Raw genomic sequence first — 25,258 nt, 5'->3', positions numbered from 1 at the left:
TGGCCATGAGTATTGGCCACGAGAGCAGGGCATTATGCACTCAGACCTGAATCGCTTCCGGGTCGGTCTTCTCGAGTTCCACCGATGCCGCCAGCAACCCAAGCCTGGCCACCACGCCATACATGTAAAAGCGGTTCGGCGGCGCGGCGCCGGGCTTCGCATGCGCATCCGGCAGCGCGGTGTGCTCGAAGCCAAGCGGCACGAAATGCATGCCGGGCGCGTTGAGGTTCTGGTCGCGTTCGCGCGAGTCGTGCACGCGATAAAACCCGCCGACCACGTACCGGTCGATCATATAAACGACCGGCTCCGCCACCGCATTCTCCACGCGCTCGAATGTGTGCACGCCTTCCTGCACGATCACATCGTGCACCTGCAGGCCTTCCTTCGCGTCGTTCATACGCGTGCGCTCGCGCTTGGTCAATGCGGCGACCTCGCTTGCGTCGTGCACGGTCATCACGCCCTTGCCGTACGTGCCGGCATCGGCCTTGATGACGACATACGGCTTCTCGCTGATGCCGTACTCGCGGTACTTCTTCGCGATCTTCTTGATGACGCCGTCGATTGCCTCGGCCAGCGCTTCCTCGCCCGTGCGCGCCTCGTAATCCACGCCTTCGACGTGCGCGAAGTACGGGTTCACCATCCACGGATCGATCTCGACGAGCTTCGCGAACTTTTTCGCGACATCGTCATAGCAGGAGAAGTGCGTCGACTTGCGGCGCACCGCCCAGCCCGCATGCAACGGCGGCAGGATGTATTGCTCGTGCAGATTTTCGAGCACGGGCGGAATGCCGGCGGAAAGATCGTTGTTGAGCAGGATCGAGCACGGATCGAAATTTTTCAGGCCGAGACGGCGCGGCGTGCGTTCGAGCGGTTCGAGCACGACCTTTTGGCCATCGGCGAGCGGAATGGTCACGGGCCCGTGGATGTTTTCGTCGAGCGTGCCGAAGCGGACGTTGAGTCCCGCCTGACGCATGATGGTCGCGAGCCGCGCAACGTTCTCCAGATAAAACGCGTTACGCGTGTGCCGCTCCGGAATCACGAGCAGATTCTTCGCGTCTGGACAAATTTTTTCGATGGACGCCATCGCCGCCTGCACGGCAAGCGGAAGCACTTCGTGCGGCAGATTGTTGAAGCCGCCGGGAAAGAGATTGGTGTCGACGGGCGCGAGCTTGAAACCGGCGTTACGCAGGTCGACGGAACAGTAAAACGGCGGCGTGTGCTCCTGCCATTCGAGACGGAACCACCGTTCGATGGAAGGCGTAGCCTCGAGAATTTTCCGCTCGAGGTCGAGCAGCGGGCCACTTAACGCCGTAACTAAGTGCGGAACCATTGATTTCTCGTGGACAGCGTTTTGCGTGGGACTGGGCAACCGCCAAGGCGATCGTTCCAGCCGATACAGGGACGAAAGATTGTAGAGCAATTGCCCTGCCTAACTGGGTATGGACCGCCATTTAGCAAGGCTTTGCGGCCCATCGCGGCAATCTGCACAGGCAATCCGGGCCATTTGCGGCGCGAGCGGCGCTGGACGAAAACCCGACGTATCGCGCGGACGAAAAAAAACCCGCCATGAAGGCGGGCCAAGTCGCTGCGCTCGTTCGTTTGCCGTCGCCCCGGCGACATGCGCCGAGCGGATGAGATCCGGCGCGCCCTCTCGCGGCACGCCGGATCGCGGCTCAAATCCCTTATTCGACGTGCTCGCCATGCAGCGTGACGTCGAGACCTTCGCGTTCCTCTTCTTCCGTCACGCGCAGGCCCATGACCATGTCAATGATCTTGAGCAGCACGAAGCTGACGACGCCGCTATAGACCAGCGTGACCAGCACGCCCTTCGCCTGCACGATGACATTGCCATCGAAGCCGCCGATGTCCTTCACCGCGAACACGCCAGTCAGCAATGCGCCGATGATCCCGCCCACGCCGTGCACGCCGAACGCATCGAGCGAATCGTCGTAACCGAACTTGTGCTTGAGCCACGTCGCCGACCAGAAGCAGACCACGCCCGCCACGATGCCGATCACGATAGCGCCCGTCACGCCCACGAAGCCCGAAGCCGGCGTCACTGCAACGAGACCTGCAACCGCGCCCGAGATGATGCCGAGCACCGAAGGCTTACCCTTCGAAATCCATTCCGCGAACATCCAGCCGAAGGCGGCGAATGCGGTGGCGATCTGCGTCGTGAGCATGGCGAAGCCGGCACGGCCGTCAGCCGCGACTGCCGAACCCGCGTTGAAGCCGAACCAGCCCACCCACAGCATCGATGCACCGATCAGCGAGAGCACGAGGTTGTGCGGCGCCATCACTTCACGGCCGTAGCCGACGCGCTTGCCAAGCACCAGACAGCACATCAGGCCCGCGATACCGGCGTTGATGTGAACCACCGTGCCGCCCGCGAAGTCGAGCACGCCTGCGCCTGCCAGCCAGCCGGTCGGTTCCCAGACCATGTGCGCGATCGGCGAGTAGACGATGATCGACCACAGCGTCATGAACACGAGCATCGCGGAAAACTTCATCCGGTCGGCGAACGCGCCGGTGATGAGCGCCGGGGTGATGATCGCGAACGTCATCTGGTAGACGAAGTAGACCGATTCCGGAATCGTCGATGCCAGATGGCTGACGGTCAGCGTCGTGGCCTTGTCGCCCTTGATGTAGTTCATGCCGTGCAGGAACACGCGCGAGAAGCCACCCAGGAACGAATTGCCCGGCGTGAACGCGATGCTGTAGCCCACGACCGTCCAGATGATCGTGACGAGACAGCAGATCGCGAAGCTCTGCATTACCGTTGCCAGCACGTTCTTCTTGCGAACCATGCCTGCGTAGAACAGCGCGAGGCCCGGAACCGTCATGAACAGCACGAGTGCGGTCGAGGTGAGCATCCACGCGGTGTCACCCGAGCTGATCTTCGACGAATCGACCGAGAATGGTTCGGTCGGCGCGGCGGGAGCGGCGTCGGAAGCTGCCGCCGCTGCGGAAGCGCCTTCCGCCGACGAAGCCATCGCCGTGTTGGCGCTGGCCGGTGCGCTTGCAGGCGCCGATGCGGCGTCGGCCGCGGGTGCCGAGGCAGCGGCCGGAGCGGACGCGTCCTGGGCGAGTGCGGTGCCGACATTGGCGCCGACCAGGGCGCCCGCCACCAGCAATGACATCAAAAAGTTACGCATTCTTCGGTTTCCTCTTATCGCCGATTTCTTTTCTTAGAGCGCGTCCGCGCCGGTCTCACCGGTACGAATACGAATGACCTGTTCGATTGCCGTGACGAAGATCTTGCCGTCGCCGATTTTTCCCGTGCGCGCCGCGCGTTCGACCGCTTCGATCGCCTGATCGACGATGTCGTCCGACACGGCCGCTTCGATCTTCACCTTCGGCAGGAAATCGACGACGTATTCCGCGCCCCGATAAAGTTCGGTGTGACCTTTCTGGCGGCCGAAGCCTTTTACCTCGGTCACCGTGATGCCCGAGACGCCGATCGCCGAGAGCGCTTCGCGCGCTTCGTCGAGCTTGAACGGCTTGATGATTGCGGTAATGAGCTTCATGTATCCCTCGCTGTGGTGTGCCTCTGATCCTTCGATGCCTTCTAAAGCGGGATGCCTCGGTTGCAAGCCCACGTCCGTCCTGTCGGGCCGCTGAAAGAAGCGTGCAGAAAAGGTCCGCGCCACTTATGCAACTCGTATGCCAATCGAGTGCTCACGGGGCTTTGCACGATTTCACGAAAGGCGCGCGCAAGGGATCTGCCGAATGGCTAACGCGCGCCGTACCTGCTGGCGCCGGGGTGGGTTCGTTGCTAGAGTGCTCGGAAGGTCCCGTTAAAAGGGGCAAAGGCGGAAGACGCGGGAGCGCGGGAGCGCTAAAATCGCGGCGCCTCGAATGTGCCCGGCAGTGCGTGACGAATGCACCAAAATCGATCATGCAACCGGCCGGGGCACTGACCTAACAATGAATGCACTTTTTTTGTGCAAAGGGAGAAACGATGAAGCAGCCCAACGACGTTTTCAATGACCTGCAGCAGAAGATGAGCGAGCTCTTCAAGAATTCGCCTGCTAAAGACGTCGAGAAAAATGTGAAAGCCATGCTTTCGCAGGGCTTCTCGAAGCTCGATCTCGTGACCCGCGAAGAATTCGACACGCAGACTCAGGTGCTCGTGCGTACGCGCGCCCGGCTGGAAGAGCTAGAAAAACGCGTCGCGCAACTGGAGCAGCACCAGCCGGGCGGCTCCTCGTCGCAGGACTGACGGCTTCAACTACTGTCGACCTCGGCCGGCGAGCCGTGAAGTCCTAGTCTCATTGCCGGCGCCGCCTTCGAGCGCGCGCCGTTTCAGGTGAAATCATGTCGCTTGCCGTGGTCAAGAGCCGCGCGCCCGCCCCTGGGCGCGCGCCGGAAGTGGTCGTCGAAGTTCATCTCGCAAACGGATTGCCGTCGTTCTCCATCGTCGGCTTACCCGATCTCGAAGTTCGCGAAAGCCGCGAGCGCGTGCGCGCCGCGCTGCAGAATTGCGGACTGGAATTCCCCGTCAACCGCATCACCGTCAATCTCGCTCCGGCAGATTTGCCAAAGGAGTCGGGACGTTTCGACTTGCCTATCGCGCTCGGCATTCTGGCGGCGAGCGGACAGATTCCGGCTGCATCGCTCGAAAATCGTGAGTTCGCTGGGGAGCTGTCGCTGACCGGCGCGCTGCGGCCCATGCGCGGAGCATTCGCGATGGTGTGCGGAGCGGCGCGGCACCATGCATCGAACGGTTCGGAGAGCGGGCGTGCGCCGGAAATCTATGTGCCGCTCGCAAGTGCTTCCGAAGCCGCGCTGGTGCCCGGCATCGAAGTGTTCGGCGCGGCGGATTTGCCGACGCTCTGCGCGCATCTGAACGGCGTTCCGGATGCGCGGCTTCGTCCCGCGCAGGCTTCCGCGCAATTGAATGCGTCATCGCGGCCGGCCGCGCCCGATCTCGCGGATGTCATCGGGCATCCGGCTGCGCGTCGCGCGCTGGAGGTTGCGGCGGCGGGTGGTCATCATCTGCTGATGGTCGGGCCGCCCGGCGCGGGCAAATCCATGCTCGCCGCGCGCTTGCCAGGCCTGCTTCCGCCAATGACCGACGACGAAGCGCTCGCCTCCGCCGCCATTCTGTCGGCAAGCTCGCTCGGATTTACGCCCGCGCAATGGAGGCGGCGGCCGTTTCGCGCGCCACATCATTCATCGAGCGCGGTGGCGCTGGTTGGCGGCAGGAATCCGCCGCAGCCGGGCGAGATCACGCTTGCGCACCTGGGCGTGCTTTTTCTCGACGAGTTGCCCGAATTCGATCGCAAGGTACTCGAAACGCTGCGTGAGCCGCTCGAAGCGGGTTGCATCACCGTGTCCCGGGCGGCGCAACAGGCGGAGTTTCCTGCCGCGTGTCAGCTCGTCGCCGCGATGAATCCGTGTCCGTGTGGATGGCGTGGCGATCCAGGCGGACGCTGCCGATGCTCACCCGACGTCGCCGCGCGCTATCTGCGCAAGTTGTCGGGACCGCTGCTCGATCGCATCGATATTCAGATCGAGTTGCCTGCGCTCTCGCCCGCTGAACTCTCGGCGCGCGGCGCCAAGCATGGCGAATCCAGCGCAACGGTGGCTTCACGCGTCGAGGCGGCGCGCGCCGTCCAGCTCGCGAGGCAAGGCAAGACCAATCGCGAACTCGATGGCCGCGATGCCGACACGCTCTGCCGACCTGATGCCGAAGGCGCCGCGCTCCTGCGCGCCGCGAGCGAGCGCTTCGGTTGGTCGGCGCGCGGCTATTACCGCGTTTTGAAAGTCACACGGACCATTGCCGATCTATCCGGGGCGAACATTCCGACCGCGGCGCATGTCGCGGAAGCCGTGCAATACCGTCGCGCGTTTCCTGCGGCATGAGCCTCAAGGTCATCGGGCGCGAAATATTGCCTGTCAAGACTTGACTTATGCACACCAAGCCGATCCGCCCTTCTTTTTCCTACTATCAACCTACATGACAGAACGCATTGCACAGACCATTGATTTTATTGAACTATTTAACTTGCCATGAAGGGAAGCAAAGTAAGCCCGACCGCACGAAGCGGGCTTCAAGCGACTCACCGACACTGTTTTCCACAAAGTTATCCACAGACCCTGTGGATAGCGAAAAAAGTCCTGACAAATCCGAGTATTAGACGCCAAAGCTGTGAATGAACTTCGGCTTTGTAAACCTCACGAGCAGCACTCTTAAGTGAGCAGTCGCAGAAAACCGAGGTTTACCTCTAAAACAGTTTGAAGGAAGAAAAGAATTGATCGGACTGTTCAGAGGGCGGCGCTTTGTCCGAGACAATCGCGACTTGGTAGACATGCATGCCATGCGCCACGAAGCGCGCGTGAATCGTCCGGCTCTCGCGCTGATTCCCGCCTTGTCCCTTGACTTCCATCTCGCTGCCGAGCACTCGACCGCCGACAGCAAGGTCGATCTGCGTCGCGCGCGCGGCCGGCTGGGCATTCACGTTACGGGCGAGGCCTTGCTGGAGGAAATCGAGCGCGGCGCGTTGCAACGCGGGATCGGCGCTGGGCAGGACAACCGTGCCGATTGCGAACACCGCGTCATTGGCTTCGGCGGTCTGCATGCGCATGGTCATCGGCTGGCCGGCAATCTGAATCTTGCGCTCCTCGGCGTGCGGCTTGGCGGGCAGCGTGACTTCGTAGCCGTCGTCGTTGTTCATGATCGTGCGCCAGTCATACGACGGCGTGCACGCGATCAACGCGCCGCATGCGACACATGCGCACACCATCGCGCTCAATGAACGTGCGCGCATGGAACGATTCGGAATATTGCGCACGAGAAACCGGCGCAGACTGGCCGTATTCGCAGAAAGAACTCGCTTCATGGCTGACCGTTGCGTGAAAAGCATCATTATCGCGCCGCGATACCCGGATTTCGTTCGGCCGACCGGACGTGTCACGACTGCGCCGCACGTTTGGCGCTAAAATAACCAGCACTTTCCCATTGCAGTTGCGCCTTACAAGGCGCTTCGCTCGACTACGAGCCGTTCGAGGTTGCCATGTCCCAAGCCACTCAAAATACTCAGACTCGTGCCAAGAGTCCGTTGCGCTACGTTGTAGTGGCGCTCGTCGCCGGTGTGATCGCGTGCACGGGGTATTTCGCGTTCGGCGGACAACAGAAGGTGCCCGATGCAACCTTCACGCTGCTTTCAGGGCAGAAGATTTCGACATCGAACGATCTCAAGGGCAAGGTCTATCTCATCAACTTCTGGGCGACGAGTTGCGAGACCTGCATGAAGGAAATGCCCCAGATGATCGACACGTACAACAAGTTCAAGGGTCGCGGGCTCGAATTCGTGGCCGTCGCCATGAATTACGACGCGCCGATGTACGTCAGCAATTATGCGCAGACGCGCAATCTGCCGTTCAAGGTCGCCATGGACGACGGCAGCGCCGCCAAACAGTTCGGCAACGTCCAACTGACGCCGACGACGTTCGTGGTCGACAAGGACGGCAAGATTCTCAAGCGCTATGTTGGCGAACCGACTTTTGCCGAGCTGGATGCATTGCTCAATAAGGCGCTTGGAGCGGCTTGAAGGAACGGGCGCGTTGAGCAGCGTCGGGTTGGGGAACAACTTACGACTGGCTTGAGCGTGCGGCATACCGAGGCGCTCAGGGTGGCTAGCAGCGCTCAACGGTGGATCTAGGTAATAACGCGGCGCAAAAAGCGATTCAAGGAACGGGCGTTGAACCGTTCATCCGCCATTCGACTTTCGCCCGGCTTAAAGACCAGCCCAAACCAGCCAGCCAATACGCGCCAGCACCCTACCGCTCAGCATCCCCCTTCACCGCAATCCCGTATCGCTTGATCTTCTCGTAGAGCGTCGCCTTGCCTAGCTGCAGGCGATCAGCCGCCACCGCCACCGCCCCGCCGCACTGTTCCAGCGTCTGTGCAATCACCGCGCGCTCGAATTGCTCCGTGCGTTCCTTGAGCGGCTGCGTGGACGTATCGAGCGCGGCTCCCGTATCGTCGATGACACCGAGCACCATGCGATCCGCCGCATTGCGCAGCTCGCGCACGTTGCCAGGCCATTCGCGCTGCATGAGTTCGGCGCGCTGACGATCCGTGATGAGCGGCGCAGGCCGTTCGTAGCGCACGGCGGCATCGAGCAAAAAGTGTTCGAAAAGCGGCACGATGTCCTCGCGACGCTCGTTGAGCGGCGGCAGTGAAATGGTTACGACGTTGAGCCGGTACAGCAAGTCGCGGCGAAACGTGCCGTCCGCGACGTGTTCGTTCATGTCGCCTTTCGCGGCGGCCACCACGCGCAGATTCGCGCGTACCGGCTGATTCGAGCCGAGCCGCTCCAGCACGCCGTCCTGCAGCACCCGCAGCAGTTTCACTTGAAGCGAGAGCGGCATGCTCTCGATTTCATCGAGGAACAGCGTGCCGCCCGATGCCGCCTCCAGCCTGCCGATGCGCCGTTTCTGCGCGCCGGTGAAGGCGCCGGCCTCGTAGCCGAACATCTCCGATTCGAACATCTGCTCCGGCAACGCGCCGCAATTCACCGCGATGAACGGCTTGTCGCGGCGCGCCGAAAGATCGTGCAGACTGCGCGCGATCAGTTCCTTGCCCGCGCCGGTATCGCCGTTGATGAGCACGGACGCATCCGTCGGCGCCACGTTGGCGATCAGCCGCCGCACCTGTTCGATAGCCGGACTGCGCCCGATGATGCGGCTCTGCCCCGCCAGTTCGCGCCGCAGCGCCTGGTTCTCGAGCACCAGCGTGCGTCGCTCCAGCGCGCGGCGTACCGCTTCGATCAGCCGCTCGGAGGCAAACGGCTTCTCGATGAAGTCGTACGCGCCGTCGCGCATGGCCTGCACGGCCATCGAAATGTCGCCGTGACCGGTGACGAGTATTACCGGCACTTCGGGCGCGCGCTCGCGGCATTGCGCGAGCAGGTCGAGACCGCTCGCGCCCGGCAAACGGATATCGCTCACGATCACGCCCGTATAACTCGCGTCGATGGCGCGCGCCGCCGCTTCGACGCTGCCGTGGCCAATCACGTCGAAGCCCGCGAGCTGCAAGCTCTGCACGCTCGCGCGCCGCACGAGTTCGTCGTCTTCGATATAGATCACCTGCGAACCGGTGCTCATGGTCTTGCCCCTTGTGTTGCCTCATGCACGCCGGCCTTCAGGCGCGGCGCAACGTCAGTACGAATTCGGCGCCGTAGGAACCGTCGGCGTCGGCTTGCGTGCCGCCTTCGGGACCGGCCGCGACGATTGGCGCCACGCGATTGCGCGCGATCAGCGTACCGCCATAATCTCGCGCGATCGCCGACGAAATGGCGAGTCCCAAACCGAGCCCGTGACCCGTTTCCTTCGTCGTGAAGAACGGCTCGAAAAGGCGCGGGAGCACGTCGGCGGGAATGCCGGGGCCGTTGTCGCGCACCACGATCTCGACCACGGTTTCGCGCGCGTCGAGTTCCATGACGATGCGCGGGGCATCGCATGACGCGACGGCATCGAGCGCGTTGCCGATCAGGTTGATGAGCACTTGCTCCAGCCGCAAGTCCTCGCAACGCACGAAGACCGACGCGCATTCGCCTTCGATCTCCGGTGCGATATCGAGCGCGACGTTCTTCATGCGCGGCCGCAGCATGGCGAGCGTGTTGTGCAGAGCGCGTGCGACGTCAGTGCGCGCGTTCTTCGGCCGCGCCTTCGCGACGAAGAGCTTGAGCTGATTCGTGATCTTGCCCATGCGCTCGGTGAGCGACGCAATCGCTTCGAGATTCTCGCGCGCCGCCGCCTGATCGCCGCGCTCGATCAACACGCGCGTGTTGTCCGAAAAGCTGCGCAGAGCCGCAAGCGGCTGATTCAATTCATGCGTGATGCCGGCCGCCATTTGCCCGAGCGCGGCGAGCTTGCTTGCCTGGATGAGTTCGTCGTGCGCCGCGCGCAGGTCCTGTTCGGCGCGCGTGCGTTCGTTGACTTCCTTCGTCAGTTGCTCGTTGGCCTCCGACAGATCCGCCGTGCGTTCCGCGACGCGTTGATTCAGTTCGGCATACGCGGTCTGCAGCATCTCGCGGCTGCGGATCATCTCGCGCACGCGCGCGCGCCGCATGCGCCAGTAAAACGCCAGCAGACACAGCGACACGAATACGAGGGCCGTCACGACCACCGCGTTTTGCGCGGCGCTCTCGACCGGATCGAGCGGCGCCATCGTGATCAACTGCCAGTCGGGTTCGCCGATAGAACGCCGCGTTGCCAAAAAGCTCGGCGCATTGCGCCCGCCGCCGACGCGCACGATCTGCGCGCCGCCTTCGAGCGTCTTTGCGATGGTCATCGGCAAGGGCGTGATGGGCTGTTGCGCGTACTGGCGCGTCTGGTAGACGGACGCCTCGACGCTTTGCGGCAACGGCCTCACGGTGTGATATTTCCACGAAGGCACCGAGGAAAGAAAGATCACGCCGTGGTCGTCGGTGACGAGTAGCGGCTCCGTGGCATCCGCGCCTTGCAGCCATTCGAGATTGAGCTTCACGACCGCCACGCCGATCAGTTCGCGCGTGCCTTCCTTGAACACCGGCTGCGAGATGTAATAGCCCGGTTCCAGCGAAACGGTGCCGAGCCCGAAAAAGCGTCCGACGCCGCCCTTCGCGGCATCGACGAAATAAGGTCTGAAAAGATATTCGACGCCGACAAAACTGTCCGGTCCGCGCCAGTTGCTGGCGGCGACGCAGAAGCCGTCCTTGCGGATCAGATAAGTCGCGGTGGCGTGCGCGCGCTGGTTGAGGTCTTCGAGATACTGGTTCGCGCGATCGACGTTGTTGCGGTCGGGCGTGTCGAGCACGTTCTGCACGAGCGGATGGCGCGACAGCAGATACGGCAGATATTCGTAGCGGTCGAGCGTGCTTTTGAGCGTGTTCGTGGTGCGATCCACGCGCACCGCGGCATTGAGCCGAAGCTCGTCGATACCCCGCCGCCACGCGATCTGCCAGGTGAGCGCGCAACACGCCGCAAGCAGAGCGGCGAGCGCGAAGAACACGAGGATGCGGCGCGACACGTGAGCAGATTCCCGCAAATGAGTATCTGCCATTGTGGCATACGCGCCTTCGATGTAAGGCCGCGGCGAAGCGCCGGTTGGCTGATGCTTCGCCGCGTGCATGGCTGCCTGCTTTCCGCGGCTTTAAGCGACGGTTTCGGGTTCGTGCTCGGCCGCGCCGTGCTTGAGCGCGTCGCGCAGCTTGTTGCGATCGAGCTCGTTCTCCCACGCCGACACCACCACCGTCGCCACGCCGTTGCCGACGATATTCGTCAGCGCGCGGCATTCGCTCATGAAGCGGTCGATGCCGAGAATCAGCACCATGCCCGCGAGCGGAATGGTCGGCACGACTGCAAGGGTTGCCGCCAGCGTGATGAAGCCCGCGCCGGTCACGCCGCTTGCGCCCTTGGACGTGAGCATGGTCACCGCGAGCAGCGTCAACTGCTGGCCCCAGCTTAAGTCCGTGTTGGTTGCCTGCGCGATAAACAGCACCGCCATCGTCATGTAGATGTTGGTGCCGTCGAGATTGAACGAGTAGCCCGTCGGCACGACGAGACCCACGACCGAGCGCGAGCAGCCGAGCTTTTCGAGCTTGAGCATCAGTTGCGGCAACGCGGCTTCGGACGAACTCGTGCCGAGCACGATCAGCATCTCTTCCTTGATGTAAGCGACGAAGCGCAGGATCGAGAAGCCCACCATCCGCGCGATGGTGCCGAGCACCACGAGCACGAAGACGATCGACGTCAGATAGAACGTGCCGATCAGCTTGAGCATCGGCAGCAGCGAGCCGATCCCGTACTTGCCGATGGTGAACGCCATCGCGCCGAACGCACCGATGGGCGCGAGTTTCGTGATGATGCCGACCATGCCGAACAGCACGCTCGACAGCCCTTCGATGAAGCTCGTCACCACGCGGCCGCGTTCGCCGAGATGCGCGAGCACCGAGCCGAACAGAAGCGCGATCAATAGAATCTGCAGGATTTCACCTTGCGCGAACGCGGAGATCAGCGTGTCGGGGATGATATGCAGGAAGAAATCGACAGTGCTCTGGCCGTGCGCCTTGGTCGCGAACGACTCGACGGCCTTGTGGTCGAGCGTCGCGGGATCGACGTTGAAGCCGACGCCGGGCTTGAGCACGTGCGTGGCGATGAGGCCGAGGACGAGCGCGAAGGTCGAGACGACTTCGAAATACAGCAGCGCCTTGCCGCCGACGCGTCCGACCTTCTTCATGTCCTCCATGCCGGCAATACCGGTCACGACGGTACAAAAGATGATCGGCCCGATCACCATCTTGATGAGTTTGATGAAGCCATCGCCGAGCGGCTTCATGTCGGTGGCGAGAGCGGGATAGAAATGCCCGAGCGCGATACCGATGGCGATGGCCAAGAGCACCTGCACGTACAGGACTTTATAGAAAGGTTTCTTCACGATAGTTCCAGGCAAAGGTCAGGCAGTTGGCGAAAAAAGAGCCAGCGGCGGGCTTTGACGCTTGATGCGTGTCGGTTGTGTTGGCGACGAGCATCGGAAACGCGTCGTTCGAGCGAGAGCCGCTACGTCGACGGATTCAGGAACGGATGGATGCGAAGGGATTCATCAGCTTGTCTCCTTGACTTTTATAGACGGCTTCGCGGGCCGTAACTCTTCTATTGCAAGGGCAATGCCAGACTTTTTGCTACGTAACCTGCTGATTTAGCTGAATATTTTTAGGACCTTGGCGATTGCCAATCCAGCTTTCCGGAAATCCGGAAAATGCTTGTCCGGGAGTTCGGACTATTCGTTGCCGTTTGGCATGACGTCTTCGTGTGGGCGAAGTTCACGCCATCTGCGCGCTGTCGCCAAAAAAAAAACCCACGGTCTCCGTGGGTTTTCTTCTTCGTGCGAAATGCAGGAAAGGCAGTAAGCAGCTTTAAACCACGCCAGCGCCATGCGCCTGCAAATCCGCGTGATAGCTCGAACGGACCATCGCGCCGACTGCCGCGTGCGTGAAGCCCATCTTGTACGCTTCTTCCTCGTACATCTTGAACGTGTCCGGATGCACGTAAGCCCGCACCGGCAGATGATGCTCCGACGGTTGCAGGTACTGGCCGATCGTCAGCATGTCGACGTCGTGCGCGCGCAAATCGCGCATCACCTGAAGAATTTCTTCCTCGGTTTCGCCAAGGCCGACCATCAGCCCGGACTTGGTCGCGACTTCCGGATGCAGCGCCTTGAAGTCCTTCAAGAGCTTGAGCGAATGATGATAATCCGAGCCCGGACGCGCTTCCTTGTAGAGACGCGGCACGGTTTCCAGATTGTGGTTCATCACGTCGGGAGGCGCGGCGGTCAAAATGCCGATCGCGCGATCCAGCCGGCCACGGAAGTCCGGCGTCAAGATTTCGATGCGCGTTTCCGGCGAATGCTCGCGCACCTGCCGAATGCACTCGACGAAGTGCGCCGCCCCGCCGTCACGCAGATCGTCGCGATCCACGCTCGTGATCACCACGTACTTCAGCTTCAGCGCGCCGATGGTGCGCGCGAGATTCAACGGCTCTTCCGCATCGAGCGGGTCTGGACGGCCGTGGCCCACGTCGCAGAACGGGCAACGGCGCGTGCATTTGTCGCCCATGATCATGAACGTGGCCGTGCCCTTGCCGAAGCACTCGCCGATATTCGGGCAGCTCGCTTCTTCGCAAACCGTATGCAGATTGTGTTCGCGCAGAATTTGCTTGATCTCGTTGAAACGCGAACTGCCGGTGGCCGTGCGTACGCGAATCCATTCGGGCTTCTTGAGCTTTTCGATCGGGATGATCTTGATCGGGATGCGCGCGGTTTTCGCCTGCGCCTTCTGCTTCGCGGTGGCGTCGTAGGCGGCGGGCGGAACGGCGGTGTTGCCGTCGGTCGATCCAGCAAGATTTGCGGTTGCGTCAGTCATTCGCTTGATCCGTTTGAGTCTGCTTGGACGGCGGCGCCGTCGTGCAATTGTGCGGCGGCAGCAGGAACGCCGTCGATCTGATGCGCCAGCCGTTCGGCGAGCGTCGCGGCTACGTCGCGCCAGTCGGCTTCGACGCCGAGCGTCGCCATGTCGACCGTTTCGAGTCCCGCGTAGCCACACGGGTTGATCGCGAGGAAGGGCTGCAGGTCCATCCTCACATTGAGACTCACGCCGTGATAACTGCAGCCGTTGCGAATCTTGAGTCCCAGCGCGGCGATCTTCGCGCCTTCGTGCAACGCGTGCGAACCGGCGTTGGCGCCCAGTTCCGTGTGCCGCGCGGAAGGCTTCGCGACATAAATGCCAGGCGCGCCGACCTTACGATCCGTGACAAGATTATACGATGCAAGGGTTTCGATCACGGCCTCTTCGATCCGGCGCACCAGTTCACGCACCATCAGCTTGCGACGCCGCAGATCGAGCAGCAGATAGGCCACGATCTGACCGGGCCCGTGATAGGTGATTTGTCCGCCGCGATCCACCTTGATGAGCGGAATGCCGCTGTCGGCCAGGAGCAGATGCGCCGGGTTGCCGGCAAGTCCGAGCGTGAACACGCGCGGATGCTCGACGAGCCAGATTTCGTCTTGCGTCTCGGGCGTGCGCGCGTCGGTGAAGGCGCGCATCGCGTCGAAGCTTTCCTGATAAGGCTCTAAGCCGCGCCAGCGCAAAGTGACCGGATGGTCGCCGAAGCGGAAGACGCTGGACGGTTCGGCGGGAGTGGAGCGTTCCGGCGCGAAAGCGGTGGAAATGGCGGACATGATTCCGATAGTTTACCGAAATCGCTCGATGCCCGCCGACGCTGAACCCGAAGATAATGCGCCGGACCGCGCTTCAGACCGTGCGCCAGCCCGAACGCAACCGCTGCGCGAGACGTTCGATGCTCGTCGATACCCAGTGGATCGCGCGCTCGTCGCAGCGCGGCACAATGGTGAAGACGACTTGCGCGGGGCGGTCGCCGTCCACCGAAAGCCATAGGCGTTCGCGTTCGCGCAACTTGAGCTGGTCGCCGGGCACGAGCCAATAGTCTTCGGTGTCGTTGCTGCGCGTCGCCCAGACCGTGCTGCCTTGCACCGAAAGCCGCGTGCCACGCACGATGCGCATCGGCACCGTTTCGCCCGGCTTGATTTCGAACATGACGCTTGTTGATATTTCTCGCATGATCCACTCCGCCAAAGGAACGTTTCGATGACTACAATCCTAGGCGTGGCAAGGCGTTGAACCAAACGATCAATTTTCACTGCTATGTGAGCCAGATTGACAACCGACCCTCAGACTATCCATACAGATTTGCGCCAATTGCCCGCTCTGAATGCGCTTCGAGCGTTCGAAGCCGCCGCGCGTCATGAGAGTTTTTCGCGCGCCGCCGACGAGCTTTTCGTGACGCACGGTGCGGTGAGTCATCAGATTCGCGCACTCGAAGCCGAACTGGGCGTGCCGCTTTTCGCGCGCGACGGCAAGCGCGTGCGCCTGACCGATCGCGGCCGCCAGTACGCCGTCGAAGTGCGGGCCTCGCTCCTTTCGCTGGCCGAATCCACACGACGAATTCGTTCCGGCGACCGAGACCGCCGCTTGATCGTGTCGATGCTTTCGTCGTTCTCGGCGCGCTGGCTGACGCCGCGCGTGGGCAAATTCATCGAGAAGCATCCGGAAGTGGATCTGGAACTGCACTCGACGAACGCGCTCATCGACTTCAATCGCGACGACGTGGACCTCGCGATTCGCTTTGGCTACGGCAAATACGCCGGTCTGCATACAGAAGAGTTGCTCGACGAAGTGTTCTTCCCCGCGTGTTCGCCGCGCTTCAACGGCGGCAATCTGCCGCGCACGCCGGCCGATCTGGCGAGCCTGCCGCTGCTGCGTTCGAACGACGAGTTGTGGCGCCCGTGGTTCGACGCAGCCGGCCTGACGGAAACGCCGGAGCCGAAGCGCGGCGTTCTGTATGAGGATTCGTCGAATCTGCTGCAGGCGGCGATCGACTGTCAGGGAGTCGCGCTGGTGCGAAGGTCGCTGGCGATGCAGGAAATCATCGCGGGAAGGCTCGTGCGGCTATTCAACGTGGATGGTCCGAGCCCGTGGACCTATTTCTTCGTCTGCCCGCCCGCGGCGATGCAAACCGCGCGCGTGCAGGCATTTCGCAACTGGATTTTCGACGAAGCCGAGCAGTTCCGGCAACTTTACGAACGCACGCCCGCAGTCTGCGACGCACCCGAAAGCACGCTCAAAGCACTACCTTGACCATGGGATGGCCGGTGAGCGCGCGATAGATGTCGTCCAGATGCGCGCGGTTCTGCGCGCGCACGGTGCAAGTCAGGCCGGTGTAATTGCCGCCCGACGAAGGCCGCGCTTCGACGCGCCCGTCGTGAAATTCGTTGTCGTATTCACGCAGTACGTTGACGATCGCGTCCTGAAACTCCGGATGCGTCTTGCCCATCACCTTGATCGGAAAGTCGCACGGAAAGTTGAACAACGCGTCGATGTCGGGGTTTGCGGCGGTTTGGGGTTTGGATTCGGACATGGCTTTCTCCTTCGCATGGCGCGGTTCGCTCACAGGCCGAACTCGCGCGTCTTGGCTCGCTGATACGCGCCATACAGCGCAGCATAGACCGCGCCGGGCCGGCCGTCGCCAACGCGCTGACCGTCGAGCGTCGTAATCGGCATGACCTCTTTGGTCGCCGAACTGATCATGAGTTCATCGGCCGCGCGCAGTTCGGCTTCGGTGATGTCGCGTTCCTCGAACACGATTCCCGCTTCCTTCGCCAACTCTTCGATGAGGCTGTAGCGAATGCCTTCCAAAATGCGCGGTCCACGCGGCGCGCCGAGGAGCGTGCCGCCTTTCACTACCCAGACATTTGAGGACGAACCTTCGGTTAGCAAGCCGTCGCGCAACTGGATGGTTTCCAGCGCGTCGTGTTCGGCGGCGTGCTGCGCCATGAGCACATTGCCGAGAAGCGAGGTCGATTTGATATCGCAATGCAGCCAGCGCTTGTCTTCGGCGGTAACGGCGGCCGCGCCGCGAGCCCGCGCCTCGACGCTCGGAAACACGAGTTGTCCGACCATGACGAACACGGTCGGCGTGATGCCCGCCGGAAAGGCGTGGCCGCGCCGCTTCGCCACGCCGCGCGTGACCTGGATGTAGACGAGCGCATCGCCGGCGCCGGCGTTCGCTTCGATCGCACGGGCGATCAACGCGCGCCAGCCGGCATCGTCGAAAGGATTGGCGATGCTGATCTTGCCGAGACTGCGTTCGAGTCGCGCGAGATGCTGAGTCAGGCGAAACGGCAGACGCTCGCCGTTTGCCTGCGCGTAGAGCGGCACGACTTCGTAGATGCCATCGCCGAAAATGAAGCCCCGGTCCAGCACCGGAATGCGCGCTTCGGAAAGCGGGCCCCACTCTCCGTTCAGATAGACCGTCGGGTCGAAGTCTTCGGCGATGCTCATCGAACCTGCTCCTTACTTACGCTTTTGCCACATCAACAAAGCCGAATCCCACAAGCGGCCGAAGATGCCGGCTTCCGGCACGTCCTGCAGCGCGACCAGCGGGAACTGCGCGACGTCCTTGCCGTCCGCGACCATCTTGACGGTGCCGATTTGCTGGCCCTTCTTGATCGGCGCGATCAGCAAATCGTTACGCGTGACCGTGGGCTTGACCTTTTCGCCGAGACCCTTAGGCACCGTGATGTACTGATCCGTCTCGACGCCCGCCTGCACGTTGTCGGACGCGCCCTTATAGACGCGCGGCGATTCGATCACCTGATTCGCCTTGAAGAGACGCACCGCGTCATAGGCCGTGTAACCGTAGTTCAGCATCTTCAGGCTGTCTTGAACGCGCGCGGATTCCTTAGGCTCGCCCATCATCACGGCGACCAGACGGCGGCTCGCGTCGGGCGTGCCGACGAGCGGGCGCTTGGCCGTCGCGATCAGGCAATATCCCGCCGCCTTGGTGTGACCGGTCTTGAGACCGTCGACGGAAGGATCGAGCCACAGAAGACGATTGCGATTCGGCTGCTTGATCTTGTTGTACGTGAAGTCGCGTACCGAGAAGATGCTGTAGTACTCGGGGAAGTCGCGGATGAGGCGCGTGGACAGCACCGCCAGGTCGCCCGCCGTCGTGTAGTGCTGCGGGTCGGGCATGCCGTTCACATCGGCGAAATTGGTGTGCTTCATGCCAATGCGCTTGGCGCCGGCGTTCATCAGCGTGACGAAGTTGCCTTCGCTGCCGCCGACGAGTTCGGCAAGCGCGATGGCCGCGTCGTTGCCCGACTGGATGATCATGCCGTAGACCAGGTCATGCACGGTTACCGGCTTGTTCGCCTCGATGAACATGCGCGACTCGTCCGTCTTCACGCGGCGCACGGCCTCGGTCGGCATCACCGTCTGGTCCATGTTGATCTTCTTCGACTTCAACGCGTCGAAGACGAGGTATGCGGTCATCAGCTTGGTGAGCGATGCCGGTTCCACACGCTCATCCGGATTGCCCGATGCGAGCACCTGGTTGCTGGTGGCGTCGACGAGCACCCACGAATGCGCGGTGACGTCCGGCGGCGGGACTTGCGCAAAGGCGCTCGCGGCGGCGAGCACGGCGGGCATCACGATAGCGGCTTGCAACGTGCGACGCTCGACTGCTGAAAGGGGAGAAACAGACAAGCCGGAAGGGAAAAAGCGCATAGGATCGGTCGGAAGAAGAAGCATCGGCGTTTCGCCGGGTGTGATCGGCGTTGGCGAAACGCGGGTTGAACAGGTGGACCGTCGATACCGGTCGCGCTAGTCGCTCGTGTTGCCAGCCAATGGTCTTCGACTGGTCATGCGAACTCGCGCTTACTCGACAGACGGACGCGCCATCGAAGTCTATCGCCGCGCACGCGGAGAAAACCGTGAGCGTTCCGACGCCCGGGCAACATGGGTACGAAACGCAGGTATTCGAATATCGCGTGAGCCCGCATGAAAGCTTGCGCGCTCGGGCGCCGGGTCTTCACTGCGTCACGCAACATGAAAGGCCATTCGGCAGGACGTTTGCTCATGTTCGCAGCAAAAAATTCTGCGTCATTATACGCGCGCCGAGGGCGCGGTTTCCGATGAATCTACGGACAAGACGCGTGTTTTCACGTTTGCCGCGCCGCAATTCGAGGGAATACGCCGATAGCCATTCGAGCGCCGATTCGCGCGGCGAAACGCTCGATGACGACGAGATTGAAACGCTCTTTCAGCGCCAGGCATCGACGATGATGCGTTTCAAAACATGCAGCTTGCGATGGAAGAAATGCTCGCCGCCCGGTATCACGACAACCGGCAATTCCTGCGGGCGCGCCCAGTCGTAGACGGAGGAAATGGGCACGGTCTCGTCCACTTCGCCGTGGATCACGAGCGTGCTTTCGGGCACGGGCGCGACTTCCCAGCGGCTCGCAGCGGTGCCCGCAAAGACCATGCGCTCGATGCTCTTGCCGCTTTCGACGAGCCGCTTCGCGACGTGCGACAGCACGAAGGTGCCGAACGAAAAGCCCGCGAGCACGAGCGGCACGTCTTCCTGACCCGGCTGCGCGCGCATGTGGTCGATGAGCGCGAGCAAGTCGTCCTGTTCGCCGATACCGTTGTCGTGCTCGCCCGCCGTCTGGCCGACGCCTCGAAAGTTCGAGCGATACGTCGTGTAGCCGAGTTGCACGAAGGTACGCGCGAGCGTCTGCGCGACCTTGTTGTCCATCGTGCCGCCGAAAAGCGGATGCGGATGCGCGACGAGCGCGATTCCGCGCGGCGCTTTATCGGCGGCATCGGTCCGGTCGAGCGCGACTTCGATCTTGCCCACTGGACCGTCGATCAGGAATTTTTCGGTTTGCGCGTTCATCGGGTTACTGAGTCTGGGTCACAAGCGGTCACGCGGGTTGATCGATCAGAAGGCGCTCAACGATCTTGCCGTTCGCAAGATGCGAATCGACGATCTCGTCGATGTCGGTTTCGTCGATATACGTGTACCACGTGCCTTCCGGATACACGACGAGCACGGGGCCAAGTTCGCATCGGTCGAGACAGCCAGCCTTGTTGATGCGCACGTTGCCCTCGCCCGCGAGGCCGAGTTTCTTCACGCGCTTCTTCGCGTGTTCCTGCATTTGCTGCGCGTTGCAATTGGCGCAGCTCGGGCGCGCGGCGTCGGCATCGCGCTGATTGAGGCAGAAGAACACGTGGTACTTGTAGAAAGAGTCCATGGCGTGGGGCCTTGAGTGTGTTCGGATCGATTATAGCGAGCGATGTTCATGCCTACCCGGCCCGCGCCCGCCGCCGCGCGAGCCACGCGCGCTCCGCCGCCGACGCGAGCCAGCCGAGCGCCGCGTAAGGCCACACCCACGCGAGCCAGTGCAGAAGGCCGTTGAAGTGCAGATAGCGCCCTTGCCGCCAGTCGGCCAGCACGATGTCGAAGTACGGATTCAGCGGCAGCAGATTGACGAGCGCAAGCCCCGCGACGAGCGCCGCGCCGGCAAGCACGGCGCGCAACGAGCGTGGCAATGCAACCGACAGCACGGCCGCCAGCGCGCCGATCGCGATGCCTTCGAGCGCGCCATCCGTTGCCCAGTCGTAAAAAAGTCCCGCGCGCGATTGCAGAAACGTCGCGGCCGCCTTGGCGAACAAGGTCGCGACGATCAGGCCGAGCATCAGCCGGATGCGGGGCGCGCGCTCGCGCGTGAGCAAGGTTGCAAGTACGAGCGCAGCATACAGATTGCACGACGTGATGATCGCTTCCCATGCGTCGTCGGGCAGGAGCGCGCCGAGCCGGTCCGACCAGGTTTCGAGGTCCCACGAGGCGGGTGCCCAGGCGAGGATCGCGTCCTGCATCGCGGGATCGAGCCCGTCCCAAAGCGCGCGCGGCAGGTCGCCACCGCCGAACAGATAAGGCGCGGGGAACATGCCGGCGAACGGCCACAGCGCCGTCAATCCCATCACATACGCCGCGTGCCGCTCGAACCAGGTGAAGCGGATGCGCCTGAGCCAGCCGCGATCGAGCAGCGCACTCGTCGCGGGCGCGATCAGCACGCCGCCGACAAGCGCGCCGAACGCATTGGCGGCGAGATCGAGATTGGAGGCGACGCGCGTCGGCAAGTAAGTCTGGATGGCTTCCATCGCGCCCGACAGAAGCGCGCCGCCGAAGAGCGCGAGACACACCGCCACCGATCCCCTGAAGCGCGGATAAAGCGCCAGCACGATCAACGCGCCGAGCGGCATGTAGCCGAGCACGTTGGTGATGACATCGAACGCGGTCAGATACTGCGGCAAGGGATCGGCGATGAAAGCAAACGGCCCGATGCCGAGCGTGCGCCAGCCCGAAAACGGATACAGCGACGCATAAACCACGAGCGTCGCGTAGGCGGCGAGCGCCTGCCGGGAAAACGCCGACGGGCGGCGCTGCCATTGCTTGATCGTCATGAGCCGCGCGAATGCCTCATTGTGCGGCGGCGGTGAGCGGCTGCTTGTCGAGCCACACGCTGAGTTGCGAAATCATCTCGTCGGACGCGGCGGCAAGCGCGCGTGCGCCGCCCGCCGCGTCGCCGGTGGGCGCGCTCGCTTCGGTGCTGAAGCTGCGTTGTGCGACGACGCGTCCTTGCTGCGTGAGCGTCGCGCGCACCGCGACCAGACCGTGGCTGCGCTCGGGCGCATCGAAGACTTGCTCGAAGCGCGTGAGTTCGACTTCGAGCAAGGCCGCGCGCACCGGATCGGCGCCCGTAAGAACCGGACCGCGCGCCGACAAGCTGTCGCGCAGACGTTGCGTCAGGAGTTGCGCGGGCGGCATCGTCCAGTGACTGTTCGAATAGTTGCCGGTGCGTTGTGCATCGACATAACTGAGCCGGTAGATGAAGTCGTCCGTTTCGAGATTGCGCGGCGCGCTCACGGCCAGCACCTTGACCGGCGGCGTGGTGGCCGGCGTGGTAGCCGACGTGCTGTTCGCGCTCTGGTCGATGGCGGGCGCGACGCCCAGGTCGTAGCGCACGTTCGGCATCGCCGATGGCGTGGACGCGCACGCCGCGAGCATCGTCATGCAGGCGAGCGCGAGCGCGGCGGTCATCGTCATGTTGCGGTGGTCGTTATGCATAGCGTTCCTTCGAATCACGTCAATGCGCCGTCGGCGTCGGGCTTGCGGGCCACGCGAAACCCGGTTCCCCCGGCCCCGGCGACTTCTGCGGCGCGCCGAACAACACGCTGCGCGGATTGGTGCTGAATGCATCGGCGGCGCGGTCGACGGAACGCGCGGCGCTGCCGACGTCGTCGGTGAACGAGTAAAGGCGCGGCAACGCTTCGAAGCCCACGCGCGCCGTCACGTTGCGCAGCGACTCGTTCATGTCGGTGAGCGCCGCAGCCGCCTGGTCGGCCGCGTTGCCTGCCTTGTTCAGATTGGTGACGAACGGGCCGTCGGGCCGGTTCAGGTTTTGAATCAGCGTATTGGTCGATGCCAGCGTGCGGTCGAGTTGCTTGAGCGTCTGCGGCAAATGCTCGGTCGCGGGCGACACCTGATTGGTAAGTGTCGCAATGCCGTCGGCGGCATTTTTCAGGCTCTTCGTCGTGTCGAGCAACTGGACGCGCACATCGTCGGAGAGGAACTTGTCGGCATCTTCGGAGAGGCGTTCGAAGCGCTTCAGAATAACGTCGCCGCGCTCCTGCAATTGTTCGAAGAGACCGGGACGCATCGGCACTTCGGCCACGTTCTGCGCCGACGATGGCAACGCGCTCGGGTCTTTCCCCGTGTCGTCGAGCTGCACGAACGCGATGCCCGTCACGCCCTGAAAGCCGAGCGTGGCGAAGGTGGAATGCGTCATCGGCGCGTTCTGGTCGACGAGAATGCGAATGCGGATCTGCCCCGGATGCGCTTTATCGAAGCGAATGGACTGCACCTTGCCGACGCCGAGACCGCGATAACGCACGGAGGCGTCCGTAAAAAGCCCGGTCACGTTGGTGCGGGCGATGAGGTCGTAAGGCACGCGCACCGTGCGGTCCACGTTGAAGAAGAACACCGCGAACGCAATGGCGAGCACGAGAACGATGGTGAACAGTCCGGTCCAGAACGCATGTGATTTGTTTTCCATCGTCATGTTCCTTTGCTTGCTGGCTCGCGCGTGCGGTGGCCTTCGCGTCGTTGGCGGGAGGTGCTCATTTGTTGACGCTGATGGTCGCGTCCTCCAGCGCGGCGGCGGGCAGCTTTGCGCGGCGTTCGGGCGGCAGCGCCTGCAATGCGCGCCGGCCCCGCCGCCCCAGGAAATATTCGCGGATGAACGGATGATCCACCGCGCACGCTTCTTCCACGGGGGCCGCGACCAGTACGCGCCGGTCCGCCAGCACGGCGACACGGGTGGACAGCGCGACCATGGTATCGAGATCGTGTGTGACGAGCACGACAGTCAGCCCGAGCGCGCGATGCAGGGTCGCGATGAGATCGACGAATTCATCGGAGGCCTTCGGATCGAGACCGGCGGTGGGTTCGTCGAGAAACAGCAGTTCCGGTTCCAGCGCAATGGCCCGCGCAATGCCCACGCGCTTCACCATTCCGCCCGATAACGCCGACGGCATCTTGCTCGCGTGCTTGCACGACAGCCCGACCATTTCCAGCTTGAGCATGACGAATTCGCGGATCAGGTCTTCGGGAATCTTGCCGAGTTCGCGAAACGGCTGCGCGATGTTGTCGTACACCGAAAGCGACGAGAACAGCGCGCCTTGCTGAAACATCATGCCGGAACGCGTGCGCATCATTTTCGCGGTTTCGTCGTCCATGTGCGCCCATTCCTCGCCGAGCACGCGGATACTGCCCGAAGTCGGCGATTCGAGGCCGAGAATCTGCCGCACGAGCGTGGTCTTGCCCGAGCCCGAGCCGCCCAGCAACGCGACGATCTCGCCGCGCCGCACATCCAGATTCAGATGCTCGTGAATCACCGTTCGGCCATAGCGCTTGGTGACGTCGCGCACTTCGATCACCGGCTCGGCAATGACGGGCGGCGGCTGATGACGAACGGCAGTGGCAAGGGTCGTCGACATATGCGCCTATAGCCCCACGTTCTGAAACAGGATGGCGAAGACGGCATCCGCGAGAATCACGATGGTGATGGAACTGACCACGGAAGTCGTCGTGCCTTCGCCGAGACTCTGCGAATTCGCCTTGATGCGAAAGCCGAAGTGACACGCGGCAAGCGCGATCAGCATGCCGAACACCACGCCTTTGCCGAGTCCGATCCACAAATTGGCGATAGGCACGACCGAAGGCAGCGAGCGGATGAAGAACGAGATGTCGATGGACAACACGAGCTTCGCCGCGACCGCGCCGCCCGTCAGCGCGATGATGTTGGTCCACATGACGAGCAGCGGCATGGCGATGCCGAGCGCGATCACGCGCGGCAAGACGAGCCGCAGACCGTGCGGGATACCCATGACCTGCATGGCATCGAGTTCTTCCGTCACGCGCATGACGCCGATTTGCGCGGTGATGGCCGAACCCGAGCGTCCGGCGACGAGAATCGCGGAGAGCACCGGCCCGAGTTCGCGGATCACCGAGAGCCCGAGAATATTCACGATGTACTGATTCGCGCCGAACACGCGCAACTGCTGCGCCGACAGATAACTGAGCACGATGCCGATCAGGAACGCGACCAGCGCGGTGATGGCGAGCGCCTGCGCGCCGGCGCTGTAGATGTTCGCGGAGATTTCGACCCAGGGAATGCGCCTCGGCCGCCGCACGAGCCCGAAGAGATCGAGGACGAAGCCGCCGAACATCGACAGGCCGCCTTGCAGATGGTCGAAGAAGCCGAAGATCAGTTCCCCGAGCCGCGTGACCGGATTGGTGCGCGTGACGACTTCGGGCTCTTCGCGTTCGGCGTCGAGCAGCGCGACGCGTTCGAAGATTTCGCGTTGCGTGTCCGACAACGCGATGGTCGCCGGCATGCGGCGGCCCCACACGCGCCAGAGCGCTTGTCCGCCGACGTGATCGAGCCGCTCGACCGACAGCAGATCCCATTGGCTGATGGCTTCGCGCCCGACCGCGCGCAGCCGCCGCGTCACACCGCTCTTGGCCCGGTCGCGCGCGAGCGCAAGCGCGGTCCACTGGCCCGAGAGCCGAACCACCTTGCCTTGCTGACCAGCTTCCACACTGAGGCGGGGCGGCGTGTCGAAGTTCAAGGAACGATGCGCGTCAGAACGCGGCGTGAAGGGGAGAGGACATTGTAACGAAGGTTAATGAGGCGGCGCTGTTATGGCGCGGGGGTTGTGGGATGGCTTAGACCGACTGGCTGAATTTACACGAGGCGCCGGTCACGAAAAACTGGCAATTGGAA

At 62.7% G+C, this 25,258-nt stretch carries 24 protein-coding genes; 4 read left to right on the top strand and 20 right to left on the bottom strand.

Features of this window, described 5'->3' with window-relative positions:
* Positions 1 to 40: 40 nt before the first annotated feature.
* From gshA to LDZ28_RS00865, 3 genes are all read right to left on the bottom strand, one after another.
* Positions 41 to 1,330 (bottom strand): glutamate--cysteine ligase, encoded by a 1,290-nt coding sequence (gshA, locus tag LDZ28_RS00875; protein ID WP_244826863.1) that lies wholly within the window; start codon positions 1,328 to 1,330, stop codon positions 41 to 43.
* A gap of 352 nt (positions 1,331 to 1,682) precedes the next feature.
* Positions 1,683 to 3,155: an ammonium transporter gene (locus tag LDZ28_RS00870; protein WP_244826862.1), complete on the bottom strand. Its 1,473-nt coding sequence runs from the start codon at positions 3,153 to 3,155 to the stop codon at positions 1,683 to 1,685.
* Positions 3,156 to 3,188: 33 nt separating this feature from the next.
* Positions 3,189 to 3,527: a P-II family nitrogen regulator gene (locus tag LDZ28_RS00865; RefSeq protein ID WP_014190273.1), complete on the bottom strand. Its 339-nt coding sequence runs from the start codon at positions 3,525 to 3,527 to the stop codon at positions 3,189 to 3,191.
* A 434-nt stretch (positions 3,528 to 3,961) separates the two neighbouring features.
* On the opposite strand from LDZ28_RS00865, the gene LDZ28_RS00860 reads away from it, so the two are divergent.
* Entirely contained in the window at positions 3,962 to 4,222 is a 261-nt protein-coding gene (locus LDZ28_RS00860; protein WP_244826861.1) for an accessory factor UbiK family protein, read from the top strand.
* 95 nt (positions 4,223 to 4,317) lie between these two features.
* Positions 4,318 to 5,868, top strand: a complete 1,551-nt coding sequence (locus LDZ28_RS00855) for a YifB family Mg chelatase-like AAA ATPase (protein ID WP_244826860.1) — start codon at positions 4,318 to 4,320, stop codon at positions 5,866 to 5,868.
* A gap of 362 nt (positions 5,869 to 6,230) precedes the next feature.
* Here the strand turns inward: LDZ28_RS00855 and LDZ28_RS00850 are convergent, their stop codons facing one another.
* Positions 6,231 to 6,845 (bottom strand): hypothetical protein, encoded by a 615-nt coding sequence (locus tag LDZ28_RS00850; RefSeq protein WP_370652063.1) that lies wholly within the window; start codon positions 6,843 to 6,845, stop codon positions 6,231 to 6,233.
* A gap of 174 nt (positions 6,846 to 7,019) precedes the next feature.
* On the opposite strand from LDZ28_RS00850, the gene LDZ28_RS00845 reads away from it, so the two are divergent.
* Positions 7,020 to 7,556, top strand: coding sequence for a peroxiredoxin (locus LDZ28_RS00845; RefSeq protein ID WP_244826859.1), 537 nt, complete (start codon positions 7,020 to 7,022; stop codon positions 7,554 to 7,556).
* A gap of 229 nt (positions 7,557 to 7,785) precedes the next feature.
* On the opposite strand, the gene LDZ28_RS00840 is transcribed toward LDZ28_RS00845, so the two are convergent.
* From LDZ28_RS00840 to LDZ28_RS00815, 6 genes are all read right to left on the bottom strand, one after another.
* Entirely contained in the window at positions 7,786 to 9,114 is a 1,329-nt protein-coding gene (locus LDZ28_RS00840; RefSeq protein ID WP_244826858.1) for a sigma-54 dependent transcriptional regulator, read from the bottom strand.
* 37 nt (positions 9,115 to 9,151) lie between these two features.
* The gene (locus tag LDZ28_RS00835; protein WP_244826857.1) at positions 9,152 to 11,122 is read right to left on the bottom strand and encodes an ATP-binding protein; all 1,971 of its coding nucleotides are present in this window, start codon (positions 11,120 to 11,122) and stop codon (positions 9,152 to 9,154) included.
* Positions 11,123 to 11,143: 21 nt separating this feature from the next.
* Complete coding sequence (locus LDZ28_RS00830; RefSeq protein WP_244826856.1) at positions 11,144 to 12,427, bottom strand: dicarboxylate/amino acid:cation symporter; 1,284 nt, start codon at positions 12,425 to 12,427, stop codon at positions 11,144 to 11,146.
* Positions 12,428 to 12,905: 478 nt separating this feature from the next.
* Positions 12,906 to 13,910 carry a lipoyl synthase gene (lipA, locus tag LDZ28_RS00825; protein WP_244826855.1) on the bottom strand — a complete coding sequence of 335 codons (1,005 nt, stop codon included), beginning with the start codon at positions 13,908 to 13,910 and terminating at the stop codon, positions 12,906 to 12,908.
* A complete protein-coding gene (lipB, locus tag LDZ28_RS00820) occupies positions 13,907 to 14,725 on the bottom strand; it encodes a lipoyl(octanoyl) transferase LipB (RefSeq protein ID WP_309841196.1) in 819 nt (272 codons plus the stop codon). The genes lipA and lipB overlap by 4 nt, the downstream gene beginning before the upstream one ends.
* Positions 14,726 to 14,798: 73 nt before the next feature.
* The gene (locus tag LDZ28_RS00815; RefSeq protein WP_244826854.1) at positions 14,799 to 15,125 is read right to left on the bottom strand and encodes a DUF2917 domain-containing protein; all 327 of its coding nucleotides are present in this window, start codon (positions 15,123 to 15,125) and stop codon (positions 14,799 to 14,801) included.
* Positions 15,126 to 15,242: 117 nt separating this feature from the next.
* Between LDZ28_RS00815 and LDZ28_RS00810 the strand changes: the two genes are divergently transcribed.
* A complete protein-coding gene (locus tag LDZ28_RS00810) occupies positions 15,243 to 16,202 on the top strand; it encodes a transcriptional regulator GcvA (RefSeq protein WP_244827949.1) in 960 nt (319 codons plus the stop codon).
* Here LDZ28_RS00810 and LDZ28_RS00805 read toward each other — a convergent pair.
* The 10 genes from LDZ28_RS00805 to LDZ28_RS00760 all read right to left on the bottom strand — a co-directional run bounded on the left by LDZ28_RS00805 (position 16,186) and on the right by LDZ28_RS00760 (position 25,103).
* Positions 16,186 to 16,482, bottom strand: a complete 297-nt coding sequence (locus LDZ28_RS00805; RefSeq protein WP_244826853.1) for a DUF493 family protein — start codon at positions 16,480 to 16,482, stop codon at positions 16,186 to 16,188. The two genes, LDZ28_RS00810 and LDZ28_RS00805, sit on opposite strands and share 17 nt — an antisense overlap.
* A gap of 29 nt (positions 16,483 to 16,511) precedes the next feature.
* Positions 16,512 to 17,405: a D-amino acid aminotransferase gene (locus LDZ28_RS00800; protein WP_244826852.1), complete on the bottom strand. Its 894-nt coding sequence runs from the start codon at positions 17,403 to 17,405 to the stop codon at positions 16,512 to 16,514.
* A gap of 12 nt (positions 17,406 to 17,417) precedes the next feature.
* On the bottom strand, positions 17,418 to 18,632 hold the full coding sequence (locus LDZ28_RS00795; protein WP_370652117.1) for a D-alanyl-D-alanine carboxypeptidase family protein: 1,215 nt from the start codon (positions 18,630 to 18,632) through the stop codon (positions 17,418 to 17,420).
* A 535-nt stretch (positions 18,633 to 19,167) separates the two neighbouring features.
* A complete protein-coding gene (locus LDZ28_RS00790) occupies positions 19,168 to 19,803 on the bottom strand; it encodes an alpha/beta hydrolase (RefSeq protein WP_244826851.1) in 636 nt (211 codons plus the stop codon).
* Between the two features lie 28 nt (positions 19,804 to 19,831).
* The gene (locus LDZ28_RS00785; RefSeq protein ID WP_244826850.1) at positions 19,832 to 20,161 is read right to left on the bottom strand and encodes a ferredoxin; all 330 of its coding nucleotides are present in this window, start codon (positions 20,159 to 20,161) and stop codon (positions 19,832 to 19,834) included.
* A 52-nt stretch (positions 20,162 to 20,213) separates the two neighbouring features.
* Positions 20,214 to 21,374, bottom strand: coding sequence for a VanZ family protein (locus LDZ28_RS00780; protein ID WP_244826849.1), 1,161 nt, complete (start codon positions 21,372 to 21,374; stop codon positions 20,214 to 20,216).
* Positions 21,375 to 21,390: 16 nt separating this feature from the next.
* Positions 21,391 to 22,038 (bottom strand): ABC-type transport auxiliary lipoprotein family protein, encoded by a 648-nt coding sequence (locus LDZ28_RS00775; protein WP_244826848.1) that lies wholly within the window; start codon positions 22,036 to 22,038, stop codon positions 21,391 to 21,393.
* Between the two features lie 19 nt (positions 22,039 to 22,057).
* Entirely contained in the window at positions 22,058 to 23,026 is a 969-nt protein-coding gene (locus LDZ28_RS00770; protein WP_244826847.1) for an MlaD family protein, read from the bottom strand.
* Between the two features lie 64 nt (positions 23,027 to 23,090).
* Positions 23,091 to 23,969 carry an ABC transporter ATP-binding protein gene (locus LDZ28_RS00765; RefSeq protein ID WP_244826846.1) on the bottom strand — a complete coding sequence of 293 codons (879 nt, stop codon included), beginning with the start codon at positions 23,967 to 23,969 and terminating at the stop codon, positions 23,091 to 23,093.
* 6 nt (positions 23,970 to 23,975) lie between these two features.
* The gene (locus LDZ28_RS00760; protein ID WP_244826845.1) at positions 23,976 to 25,103 is read right to left on the bottom strand and encodes an ABC transporter permease; all 1,128 of its coding nucleotides are present in this window, start codon (positions 25,101 to 25,103) and stop codon (positions 23,976 to 23,978) included.
* Positions 25,104 to 25,258: the final 155 nt, after the last annotated feature.

This window comes from Caballeronia sp. TF1N1, from assembly GCF_022878925.1.
Lineage (GTDB): Bacteria > Pseudomonadota > Gammaproteobacteria > Burkholderiales > Burkholderiaceae > Caballeronia.
The sequence above is the reverse complement of the archived record's forward strand: the minus strand, read 5'-3'. Positions and strand labels throughout refer to the sequence as shown.